Genomic DNA, 11,054 nt, shown 5'->3' with positions numbered 1-11,054 from the left:
CGGGGCCGTTCCCCGAGAGGGCGGGGGTGCGCTCTCGGCTTCCCCCCGTCGCCCACCGGATTCGGAAAGCGCTTTCACTGCCCGGGCGGTCCCGCCGCCCCGGGGGCCGGGGCGGCGGGGGCTCAGGCGAAGAAGCCGCTGACCAGGGCCTCCACCCGCTCGGGGCGGTGGCGGCTGATCCAGTGCCCGCCGCCCTCGATCAGCTCCAGCCGCGCGTCCGGCACGGCGGCCGCCGCCGCGGCGGTGTGCGCGGGCTTGACGCCGACGTCGGCGGAGCCCTGGATGAACAGCGCCGGGCAGGAGATCTCGCCCAGGCGCGGGCGCAGGTCCACGTTCATGCGGGTGAAGCCGATGGAGGCGTTCTGCCAGTCGGAGGAGCCGGCCCCGTGGTCCCGGGCCTCGGCGAAGACCTCGTCGACGATGGAGTCGAAGTCCTCCACCGGCCCGGGGACCAGGGCCGCGCGCACGAACTTCTCCACCCCCGCGCGGGTGCGCATCATCATCCCCGGCACGGTCGAGTTGAGGAAGCGGCTGCGCGCGGTGAGCCACAGCGCCTGGTGCACCACGGGCGGGAAGGAGATCGTGCCCGCGGGGCACATCGCGACCAGGCGCTCCACCCGCTCGGGGCGCTCGATGGCGTAGGCCAGGGTCATGGCGCCGCCCTGGGAGAGGCCGGCCAGGCGGACCCGGTCCAGGGAGAAGTGGTCCAGGACGGTGTCGATGACGCCGAGCAGGGCGGCGTGGTCGGCGGTGCCGTTCCAGGGGCGGCTGCGCCCCTGCTTGGGCCAGTCGGGGGCGAACACGCGGTGGTCCCGGGCCAGGGCGGGCAGCAGGTGGCGCCAGCTCAGCAGGGCGTTGTCCTGGCCGGCGCCGCTGAGCAGGACGACGGGGGTGCCCCGGTCGCCCGCGACGGCGACGCTCAAGGGGCCCTCGGGGCGGGTGATGACGGTGCGGGTGAAGGGGTCGTTGGTCATGGTGAGGGGTCCTTTCCCCGGGTGCGCTGCCAGCGCTGGAAGAGGGCGGGCAGCTCCGCTTCCAGGAAGCGGTAGAGGTCGTTGACGTTGGCCAGGCGCTCGCGGCGCTGGTCGGAGGCCTCGCCCAGGACGCGCAGTCCCAGTTCGGTGACCTCGCGGAACCCCGCGGCGTGGGCGTAGCGGCGCTCTAGCATGCGGCTCCACCCGTCGGCGGAGATGCGCAGGTAGGCGTTGCGGTCGCCGGGGCGGCGCACGGTCTCGACCAGGCCGCTGGGGGTGAGCAGGCGGGCGGCGGTGCTCAGGGAGCTGCGGCTGACCTGGAGGGCCTCGGCGATCTGGGCGGGGCTCTGCTCGGGCGGGTCGCAGATCAGCAGCCAGCCGACCACCCGTCCGGAGATCAGCGGCAGGCCCTCGCGGGCGAAGAACTCCGCGACCCGGTCCACGAAGGCCGCTTCGTCGTCGGTGGGTGTGCTCATGCCCCCACGTTACCCTTGTTGCAGTCATGACTGCAACAAGAGGAATGAAGGCCGCCCCGGGTGCGGTCGCCCGGGGCGGTCGGACACGGGCCGCTCAGGCGGGGGCGAAGCCCTCCAGTGCGGCGTTGCGCATGTCCTCGTGGCCGGCCCAGGGGCCCGCGGGGGAGGCCCAGGCCACGGTGTAGTACTCGCCGGGGGAGACCGCGATGTTGCGGGCCAGCATCCGGCGGTCCTCCCCCGGGGCGCCCCAGGTGAACTCCCAGTCCGCGGCCGACAGGAAGGGGGTGGCGTCGGTGACGTCCTCGATCCGCACCCGCTCGTACCCCTCCAGGCGCACGGCGGTCGCCTCCTCCTGTCCCAGGACGTGGCCGTACTCGTCGTCGGTGGGGTGCGGTGTCCGGTCGACCTGGAGGTAGGCGGCCGAGTCGGGGGCGTCGTAGAAGACGCTGGCCTGCGAGACGCGCCGGATCCACCCCTGCGGCACCAGGATCGCGAACCCCTCGGGCTCCTGCGTCCAGACCATGCCGGCCTGCTCGGGCGCCTGCTGCGGCCCGGGCGACTCCTGCGGCGCGCCGTCCTCGGCGGGCTCCCCGGTCGCGGGCTCCTCGGGGGCGGCCGACCCCGCGTCGGAGGGGCGGGCCCCGGCGCCCTCGCCCCAGGGGTCCAGCACGACCACGGCCCCCACCCCGGCCACCGCCAGGGCCAGGCCCAGCGCCAGGACCGCCACCGGCCAGGACGGGCGCCCGCCGCGCCGGGCGGGCCGCGGCGCGGGATCGCCCGGTCCCTCCCGCCCCTCCGGGGCGGGGCGCGGCGGGAACGACGCGCCGGTCGGTACCGCCCGCCGGGTGGCGCCGGTGCCGGCGGGCCCGGTGCCGCCCGGGGGCGCGGCTGTGGCCGGACCCGGGGGGAGCGCCGCCGCGGTCCGGGCACCGGGCGCCGCGGGGTCCGCGGCCCGCGCCAGCAGGGCCCGGCCGCGCCCGGCGTCCAGGCGCCGCGCGGGGTCCTTGGCCAGCAGCCCGTGGACCGCGTCGCGCAGCGGCCCCGGGGCCAGCCGGTCCGCCGGCTCCTGGTTGAGGATGGCGTTGAGGGTGGCCGGGACCCCCTCCCGGCGGAAGGGGGAGATCCCGGTGGCCGCGTGGTAGAGGGTCGCGCCCAGCGACCACAGGTCGCCCGCGGGGGTGGCCGGGCCGTTGGAGAGCCGCTCGGGGGCCAGGTAGGCGGGGGAGCCCATGATGGCGGCGGTCTGGGTGACCGCGGAGGTGTCGGCGATGGTGGCGATGCCGAAGTCGGTGAGCACCACCCGCCCGCCGTCGGTGACCATGACGTTCTCGGGCTTGACGTCGCGGTGGGTGATGCCCTGGCGGTGGGCGGTGTCCAGGGCGTCGACCAGGGCCAGGCCCCAGCGGGCGACCTCCCCTGGCGGGCGCACGCCCCGGGTGCGGACCAGGTCGAACAGGGAGCACCCGGTGAGGAACTCCATGACGATCCAGGGGCGGCCGTCCTCCTCGAAGATGTCGTGGACGGTGACGATGTTGGGGTGCGCGCCCATCGCGGCGGCCTGGGCCTCGCGCCGGGCCCGGGCGGCGGCGCGGACCCGCCCCTCCTCGTCCAGGCCGGGGCCGAACAGGATCTCCTTGATGGCGACGGCGCGGTTGAGGTTCTCGTCGTGGGCCTTCCAGACCCGCCCCATGCCGCCGCGCCCGAGCTCCGAGGTGAGGCGGTAGCGCTCGCGCAGCAGGCGCTCGGATTCGGTTTCGGACCCCATGGGGCTCCTTCTCAAGGTGCGGACCGCTGTGGGCGGCGGCACGCGCGGGGGGCGGCCAGGCCACGATTGTAGTGAGACGCGGCCCCGTCCCGGACCCTGGCCGGGCGCGGGGCGGCGGCGGTGGGGAGGCGACTCCCGGCACGCATAGTTCGGCACGTACGTGGTAAAAAGTTAGGTGTGCCGAACTTCAAAGATCGGGCCCCTTTCCACCGCTGGTCCGCAGCCCCGCTCGTCCTGGCCCTGGCCCTGGCCGCCTGCACCCCCGCCGGGGACCCCTCCGGCGACGGGGACGACGGGCGCCCCCTGGTCCTGACCACGTTCACCGTCCTGGCCGACATGGTCGCCAACGTCGCCGGCGACCGGGTCCGGGTCGCCTCCCTCACCCGCGCCGGCGCCGAGATCCACGGCTACGAGCCCGTCCCCGACGACCTCGTCCGCGGGCAGGACGCCGACCTCATCCTGGAGAACGGCCTGGGGCTGGAGGCCTGGTTCGCGCAGTTCACCGAACGCGTGGACGCCCCCACCGCCGTGCTCTCGGAGGGGGTGCGGACCCTGCCCATCTCCTCGGGCGACTACGAGGGCGAGCCCAACCCCCACGCCTGGATGTCCCCCGACAACGCCCTGGTCTACGTCGACAACATCCGCGACGCCCTGACCGGCCTGGACCCCGCGGGCGAGGCCGACTACGCCGCCGCGGCCGACGCCTACAAGGCCGAGATCACCGAGGTCGGCGACTACCTGGAGGAGGAGCTGGCCGCCGTCCCCGAGCCCGCCCGCGCCCTGGTCACCTGCGAGGGCGCCTTCTCCTACCTGGCCCGCGACGCCGGGCTCACCGAGATGTACCTGTGGCCGGTCAACGCCGAGAGCCAGGCCACCCCGCGGCGCATCGCCGAGGTCACCCGGTTCGTCGAGGACAACGGGGTGCCCGCCGTGTTCTGCGAGAGCACCGTCAACGACGGCACCCAGCGCTCGGTCGCCCGCTCCACCGGCGCCGAGCTGGCCGGGCCCCTGTACGTCGACTCCCTGTCGGAGGCGGACGGGCCGGTGCCCACCTACCTCGACCTGTTGCGCCACGACGCCGAGACCATCGTGGCCGGGCTCTCCGGGGCGCGGCCGTGAGCGCCGCCGCGCCGCCGGGGGCGCCCGCCATCGAGGTCGTGGACGCCACGGTCCACTACGGCGACGTGCTCGCCCTGGACGGGGTGTCGCTGTCCGTGGAGCCGGGCCGCATCTGCGGGCTGCTGGGCACCAACGGCTCGGGCAAGTCGACCCTGTTCAAGGCGATTCTGGGGCTGGTGCGCACCGACCGGGGCCGGGTGCGGCTGCTGGGCCTGGAGGGCGCCGCCGCCCGCCGCCGGGGGCTGGTCGGGTACGTGCCCCAGGCCGAGCAGGTCGACTGGGACTTCCCGGTGAGCGTGCGCGACGTGGTGATGATGGGCCGCTACGGGCACATGGGACCGCGCCGGCGCCCCCGCGCCGCCGACCGCGAGGCCGTGGAGCGGGCGCTGGAGCGCACCGACCTGGCCGGACTGGCCGGGCGCCGCATCGGCGCCCTCTCGGGCGGCCAGCGCAAGCGCGCCTTCGTGGCCCGGGCGCTGGCCCAGGGGCCGGACGTGCTGCTGCTGGACGAGCCCTTCGCGGGGGTGGACCAGGGGTCGGAGGCCACCATCACGGCGCTGCTGCGCCGGCTGCGCGGGGAGGGCCGCACCCTGCTGCTGTCCACGCACGACCTGGCCCGGGTGCCGGAGCTGTGCGACGAGGCGGTGCTGCTCCAGCGGCGCGTGGTCGCCCGGGGGGCGCCCGAGGAGGTCCTGCGCCCGGAGACCGTCCTGGAGGCCTTCGGCGTCCCGGTGCGGGGGGAGGGGGAGCGGTGGAGTTCCTGACCGCGGCCGTCGACTGGTTCGCCGTGCCGATGCAGTTCGACTTCGTCCGCCGGGCGCTGCTGGTCGCCGTGGCGGCCGGGGCGGTGTGCGCGGTGCTCTCGTGCTGGATGACCCTGGTGGGCTGGTCGCTCATGGGCGACGCCGTGTCCCACGCGGTGCTGCCCGGTGTGGTGCTGTCGTACATGTTCGGGCTGCCGTTCGCGCTGGGCGCCCTGGTGTTCGGCACCGGGTCGGTGGCGCTGATCGGGGTGGTCAACCGGACCTCCCGGGTCAAGGAGGACGCGGTCATCGGGGTGGTGTTCACCGCGATGTTCGCGCTGGGGCTGGTGCTGGTGTCCGCGGTGCCCAGCCAGACGGACCTGGGGCACATCCTGTTCGGGAACGTGCTGGGGGTGTCCGACGCCGACATCGTCCAGATCCTGGTGCTGGCGGCGGTGGTGCTGGCGGTGGTGTGGTTCAAGCACCGCGACCTGACCCTGTACGCGTTCGACCGGGTGCACGCCCACGCGATCGGGATCGACCCGCGCCTGCTGGAGACGCTGCTGCTGGGGCTGCTCGCGGTGACCGTGGTGGTGGCCCTCCAGGCGGTGGGGATCATCCTGGTGGTGGCGATGGTGATCATCCCGGGGGCGACCGCCTACCTGCTCACCGACCGGTTCGAGCGGATGCTGGCGATCTCGGTGGGGGTCGCCGTGGCGGCGGCGGTGGCGGGGGTGTTCGCCAGCTACCACCTGAACGTGTCGACCGGCGGGTGCGTGGTGCTGGCGCAGGCGTCGGCGTTCACGCTGGCCTACCTGTTCTCGCCGCTGCACGGGGTGCTGGGCCGGCGCCGCCGGCGGCGCCGGGCACGCCCGGCCGCGGACCGGGGCGCCCCGCGCGGGTAGGGGCGGCGGCCCGGCCGCCGCCCGTGGCACCGCCCGGAGCGGCGGACCGCGCCCGTGCGGCGGTGCGCCTGCGGCCGGTCCCCGCATCGCCGACCGGTGGACGGGGGAGTCACCCCGCCCACCGGTCGGGGCCGGTGGGCGGTGCCGCCGGGCGCGACCCGCGCCCGGCCCCCGCACGGCCCGGTCGGCCCGGCCGCATCGGGGACCGGCTTCCTGCGGGAGCACGGCGCCCCGGACGCCGCCCGTGGCGGGGCGGTCGCGGCGCCGGTCCGCCGAGCCGTCACAGAGCCGCCGCGGCCCGGTGTCCCGGGGGCCGGGCGCCGCTCAGGTGCGGGCGGCGGCGTGGCGGCGGTAGTGGCGAGCGGCCCTGGCCCGGTTGCCGCAGGCGGTGCCGCACCACTGCTGGCGGCCGTGCGCCTGGACGAAGTAGCGCGCGCAGCTCGGGGCGGTACAGGCGCGCAGGCGGTCGCGCTCGGGGCCGTCCAGGAACACGATGGCGGCGCGGGCCAGGGCCGCGACCGCGTCGGGGCAGCCGCCGCCGGGCGCGTACTCCACGCTGGGCACGTCCGGTCCCTCCCAGCGCAGCCGCGGGACCACCGGCTGGCGGGCCGCCGCCGCGTTGAGCAGGGACAGCGCCTCGTCGGCGGGGGGCTGGAGGTGGGTGTCGGCGGGGCTGGGCGGGCCGGGGGCGACGGCGCGGGCGAACAGCGCGCGCACCGCCCCGCGCAGGGTGACCACCTGGGCGTGGATCTCCTCGTCGACCCGTGCGGGCGCCCCGTCCGGCAGCAGGGCGGCGACGGAGGCCAGCCAGCGGGCGGTGCCCCCGGCGCCGTCGAGGTCGTCGGCGACCCGGCCGGAGCCGTCGTGACGGATCGTCCCGGCCAGTTCGAGCGCCAGTCGGCCGTCCATGATCCCCCGCTCGTCCACCGGTTCCCCCACTTGCCCGCATCCTTCCCCACGGGCTAGCGTTCTAACGGTTAACAGTAACTTATCCGTTAGAACCTCGTCTCCGGTGAATCCGGAAGGGACCCCGATGACTCTTCTTCTCGCGCACATCAGCGACCTGCACCTGGACGGCTCGGAGCGCGCCACCGAGCGTGCCGGCCGCACGGTGGCCTACCTGCGCGACCTGCCGCAGGCCCCGGACGCCCTGCTGGTCAGCGGGGACATCGCCGACACCCCCTCGCGCGAGGAGTACGAGGAGGCGGCCGGGCTGCTGGACCTGCCGTTCCCGGTGATCGTGTGCCCGGGCAACCACGACGACCGCGAGGGACTGCGCACCCGCCTGCTGGGGGAGCCGGCCTCGGCGGAGCCGTTCAACCGGGTCCACCGTGTGGCGGGGGCGGCGGTGCTGGCCTGCGACTCCACGATCCCGGGCGAGGACGGCGGGCGGCTGGAGCCCTCCACCCTGATGTGGATCAACGACACCCTCAACGACCTGCCCGCCGGCACCCCGGCGCTGCTGGCCTTCCACCACCCGCCGGTGCGGGTGCACCACCCGCTGCCGGACTCGATGCGGCTGGGCAACTCCGACGACCTGGCGGGGCTGCTGCACGCGCACCCGGGGGTGGCGGGGATCCTGGTGGGCCACGCGCACACCGGCGGGGCGACCACGTTCGCGGGCCGGCCGCTGCTGCTGGCGCCGGGGGTGACGTGGACGCTGCGCATGCCCTGGGAGGGGGAGCCGGTGGCCGACCGCGAGCAGCCCCCGGGGGTGGCCTTCCACATCCTGGACGAGCACCAGCGGCTCACCACGCACTTCCGCGCGGTGATGCGCGCCGGCGCGGAGGTCTGAGCGGGCGGGGCCGGCGCCGTCCCGGCGGCCGGTGCCCGTGCGGCGCGAACGCGCGTTTCCCACAGCGGTACCGGCTGCGGGGCTCCCGGTACCGGACACCGAAGAGGGTGCCGCCGAGCCGCCCGGGCACGGGCCCGCGCGCTGCCGCGAACGCGTGGTTCCTCCTACGGGCCCGGGCACGGGGCCCGCGTCACCGGCCGCCGGAGACGGTGTGGTCGCGGTGGCCGGGCACGGGCGGGCAGGCCACCCGCCGCGATCGCGCGGTCGGCGCCCCCGCGGCCGGTGTGCGTCCCCGCGGACCCGGTGCGGGCCCGGGGGCGGTCGCCGGCCGGGACATACCTCGGGGCCGCCACGAGTCGGTGGCGGCCCCGGTGAGCGGGAGGCCCCCGACCGAACCGGTGGCCGCGCGGACGCGGCCGGGTCGGGTCTCCTCCCGGTCCGGCGGGCCCGCGCAGGTCGGGCCGGGCGCCGTCGGACCCGTTGGGATTCTAGGCGAGCCGGGGGACCCGCCGGGACCGGTCGGGCGAAGCCGCCGGTCAGAGGAGCATGGCGAGCTGGCGGCACTGGGCGACCAGGGTGCCGGCGGAGTCCCAGATCTCCATGTCCTCCTCGTGCAGGCCTCCCGCGACGTGTTTGGTGAAGACCCGGCAGGCCAGCCAGCCGGGGGCGGGGCGGGCGCGCACGTGGACGGTCAGCTCGACCGTGATCGTCGTGAACTCGCCGATCTCCAGGACGGCGGGCGGGGCGAAGTCGACCATGGAGGGCAGGGCGTGCACGTCGGGTTCGCGGCCGTCGGCGAACCGCATCCAGAACTCGGCGCGGGGGCTGCCGTCCTTCTTCCCGTCGAGCCAGCCGGGCCGGGCGGGGTAGCGGTACTCGACGCTGTCGGCGATGCTCAGCCCCTGCGGGCCGGAGGCGAACTCGGCGGGGACGGGGCAGTCCTCGGGTGCGGGCAGGTCGGGCGGGGTGTCCAGGGTGAGCACGCGGGCCGCCGGGTCGGGGGCGAGGTCGCCGTAGGTGGCGGTGGCGCGCAGCACCTCCTTGCCGTTCTGCTCCAGGACCACCTGGCCGGTGGCGGTGCGCCGGCCCTCGCGGACCACCTCGGTGCGGGCGGTGACCGGGCCCGGCGCGGCGGGGCGCAGGAAGAACGCGGAGACCGCAAGCGGGTCGGGCTGTCCCAGGCCCTGGCGCAGCGCGTTGAGGGCGGTGCCCAGGACGTACCCGCCGTTGGGGTGCGAGGTGAAGGTGGTCCAGGCGTCGGTCAGGGCGGCTGCGAACTCGCCGTCGGCCAGCTTCTCGACGCGGGTGTCGCGGTCGAACCGGTACCGCTCGGTCGTGGGGTCAGGACTCATGCCCCGATGTTACCCGCCGGTAGGTTCGGGTGCGCCGCACGGACACGCGAAAAACCGGCTTGACCCTGACGCGACGTGAGCCCCTACCGTCGAAGACACCGGGGAGATCCCCCGCCACCTGCACGGACACGGGGAGGACCGATGGGCCGCACCGTGGGCGAGGTCGCCCGCCTGAGCGGACAGACCGTGCGCACCCTGCACCACTACGACCACATCGGACTGCTCGTCCCGGCGGAGCGCACCCCCGCCGGCCACCGCAGCTACGCGGACGGGGACCTGGAGCGGCTGCGCCGCATCCTCACCTACCGGGAACTGGGCTTCGGCCTGGAGGAGATCGCCGCGATCATCGACGACCCCGGTTCCGACACCCGCGCCCACCTGCTGCGCCAGCACCGGCTGGTGACCGAACGCATCGAACGCCTGCGCACTCTGGCGCACGGCCTGGAACGCCTTCTGGAGGCCGACACCATGCAACTGAACCTCACCCCCGAGGAACGCCTCGAACTCTTCGGCGACTTCGACGTGGACGCCCACGCCGCCGAGGCCGAGCAGCGCTGGGGCGCCTGCGACTTCTACCCCAAGGCCCAGCGCGACGTGAAGAACTACACCAAGGAGGACTGGAAGCGCAACCAGGCCGAGGCCGCCGAGATCTACCGGGCCCTGGCCGCGGCGATGGCCGAGGGCGCGCCCGCCGACGGCGAGCGCGCCACCGACCTGGCCGAGCGCCACCGCGACCACATCACCCGCTGGTTCTACGACTGCACCACACAGGCCCACCGCGGCCTGGGCGCCCTGTACGTCGACGACGAGCGGTTCACCGCCACCGTCGACTCCCACGGCAGCGGGCTGAGCGCCTACCTGCGCGACGCCTTCGCCGCCAACGCCGACCGCCGCGAGCGCGGCTGAGGACCCCGGGGCGGGGGCGCGGCGTCCGCGCCCCCGCCCCGGGCCGCGCCACCGGCCCACCGGTCCGGGGTCAGGGGATGAGGACGATCTTGCCCGACCCCCGCGCCTCCAGCTCGGCGTGCGCCTGCGCGGCGTTGGCCAGGCTCATCAGCCGCGGGTCGGGCAGGACCAGCCGCCCCTCGGCCTGCGCCCGGAACAGGGTGCGCAGCACCTGCGTGCTCCGCCCGCCGCCGGAGGAGAACCGCACCCCCAACTCCTGGGCGGCCCCGTCCACCAGGGTCAGCACCCGCTCGGCGGTGCCGCCGCGCAGCTCGACCGCCTGCGGCAGGATCCCGTGCCCGGCGGCGTCCAGCACCGCGTCCACGCCCCTCGGGGCGGCTGCGCGCACCCGGTCGGCCCACCCGGGGCCGTAGGCGACCGGGACCGCGCCCAGCCCCCGCACCCGCTCCAGGTTCGCCGGCCCGGCGGTGCCGACGACGCCCACCCCCGCGGCCACCGCGAACTGCACCGCCACCGCGCCGACCGTCCCCGACGCCCCGTGCACCAGCAGCGTCTCCCCGGCGTGCGGGGCCAGCTCCTCCAGCGCGCGCAGCGCGGCCTCCCCGGCCACCGGCAGCGCCGCGGCCTGCGCCCAGTCCAGTTCCTCGGGCTTGGGCGCGTAGGTCTCCAGCAGCGCGTACTCGGCGTAGCCGCCGGTCGCCGCCCAGCCCGCCACCGCCGCGCCCACCGCGGTGTCCGAGACGCCCTCACCCAGGGCGTCCACCGTTCCGGCCACCTCCGCGCCCGGGACGCGCGGCAGGGTCCCGAACCGCATCGCGCCAGAGCGCACCTTGAGGTCGAACGGGTTGACCCCGGCCGCCTTGACCGCCACCCGCACCTGCCCCGGGCCCGGTTCGGGCCGGTCGGCCTCCACCACGGTCAGCACGGAAGGGGGGCCGTACTCGGCGAAACGGACAGCGTGCATCAGGTCGTTCCTCTCGTCCCACGGGTCGCCTAGCCTAATCTGCCCGACCCGACCC

At 76.1% G+C, this 11,054-nt stretch carries 11 protein-coding genes; 5 read left to right on the top strand and 6 right to left on the bottom strand.

What is annotated here, in order from left to right:
* Positions 1–122 precede the first annotated feature (122 nt).
* From BUE45_RS01250 to BUE45_RS01240, 3 genes are all read right to left on the bottom strand, one after another.
* A complete protein-coding gene (locus tag BUE45_RS01250) occupies positions 123–974 on the bottom strand; it encodes an alpha/beta fold hydrolase (protein WP_073374033.1) in 852 nt (283 codons plus the stop codon).
* Positions 971–1,450: a GbsR/MarR family transcriptional regulator gene (locus tag BUE45_RS01245; RefSeq protein WP_073374031.1), complete on the bottom strand. Its 480-nt coding sequence runs from the start codon at positions 1,448–1,450 to the stop codon at positions 971–973. Before BUE45_RS01245 ends, BUE45_RS01250 begins: the two co-directional genes overlap by 4 nt.
* A 94-nt stretch (positions 1,451–1,544) precedes the next feature.
* Positions 1,545–3,215: a serine/threonine-protein kinase gene (locus tag BUE45_RS01240; RefSeq protein WP_073374029.1), complete on the bottom strand. Its 1,671-nt coding sequence runs from the start codon at positions 3,213–3,215 to the stop codon at positions 1,545–1,547.
* Between the two features lie 177 nt (positions 3,216–3,392).
* Here BUE45_RS01240 and BUE45_RS01235 point away from each other — a divergent pair, with 177 nt between their 5' ends.
* Genes BUE45_RS01235 through BUE45_RS01225 form a run of 3 tightly spaced genes read left to right on the top strand, consistent with a single transcriptional unit; the run spans position 3,393 to position 5,982 of the window.
* Positions 3,393–4,334: a metal ABC transporter substrate-binding protein gene (locus BUE45_RS01235; RefSeq protein WP_073374027.1), complete on the top strand. Its 942-nt coding sequence runs from the start codon at positions 3,393–3,395 to the stop codon at positions 4,332–4,334.
* The gene (locus BUE45_RS01230) at positions 4,331–5,098 is read left to right on the top strand and encodes a metal ABC transporter ATP-binding protein (protein ID WP_073374025.1); all 768 of its coding nucleotides are present in this window, start codon (positions 4,331–4,333) and stop codon (positions 5,096–5,098) included. Before BUE45_RS01235 ends, BUE45_RS01230 begins: the two co-directional genes overlap by 4 nt.
* A complete protein-coding gene (locus tag BUE45_RS01225; RefSeq protein WP_073374023.1) occupies positions 5,086–5,982 on the top strand; it encodes a metal ABC transporter permease in 897 nt (298 codons plus the stop codon). Before BUE45_RS01230 ends, BUE45_RS01225 begins: the two co-directional genes overlap by 13 nt.
* A 324-nt stretch (positions 5,983–6,306) precedes the next feature.
* On the opposite strand, the gene BUE45_RS01220 is transcribed toward BUE45_RS01225, so the two are convergent.
* The gene (locus BUE45_RS01220) at positions 6,307–6,921 is read right to left on the bottom strand and encodes an ABATE domain-containing protein (protein WP_245832697.1); all 615 of its coding nucleotides are present in this window, start codon (positions 6,919–6,921) and stop codon (positions 6,307–6,309) included.
* 94 nt (positions 6,922–7,015) lie between these two features.
* Between BUE45_RS01220 and BUE45_RS01215 the strand changes: the two genes are divergently transcribed.
* Positions 7,016–7,777: a metallophosphoesterase gene (locus BUE45_RS01215; RefSeq protein WP_073374020.1), complete on the top strand. Its 762-nt coding sequence runs from the start codon at positions 7,016–7,018 to the stop codon at positions 7,775–7,777.
* Positions 7,778–8,313: 536 nt separating this feature from the next.
* On the opposite strand, the gene BUE45_RS01210 is transcribed toward BUE45_RS01215, so the two are convergent.
* Positions 8,314–9,129, bottom strand: a complete 816-nt coding sequence (locus BUE45_RS01210; RefSeq protein ID WP_073374018.1) for a thioesterase family protein — start codon at positions 9,127–9,129, stop codon at positions 8,314–8,316.
* 141 nt (positions 9,130–9,270) lie between these two features.
* Here BUE45_RS01210 and BUE45_RS01205 point away from each other — a divergent pair, with 141 nt between their 5' ends.
* Positions 9,271–10,035 (top strand): MerR family transcriptional regulator, encoded by a 765-nt coding sequence (locus BUE45_RS01205; RefSeq protein ID WP_073374016.1) that lies wholly within the window; start codon positions 9,271–9,273, stop codon positions 10,033–10,035.
* Positions 10,036–10,105: 70 nt separating this feature from the next.
* Here the strand turns inward: BUE45_RS01205 and BUE45_RS01200 are convergent, their stop codons facing one another.
* Entirely contained in the window at positions 10,106–10,999 is an 894-nt protein-coding gene (locus BUE45_RS01200) for an NADP-dependent oxidoreductase (protein ID WP_073374014.1), read from the bottom strand.
* Positions 11,000–11,054 lie beyond the last annotated feature (55 nt).

Origin of the sequence: Nocardiopsis flavescens (assembly GCF_900141985.1) — a bacterium.
Taxonomy (GTDB): domain Bacteria; phylum Actinomycetota; class Actinomycetes; order Streptosporangiales; family Streptosporangiaceae; genus Nocardiopsis; species Nocardiopsis flavescens.
The sequence above is the reverse complement of the archived record's forward strand: the minus strand, read 5'-3'. Positions and strand labels throughout refer to the sequence as shown.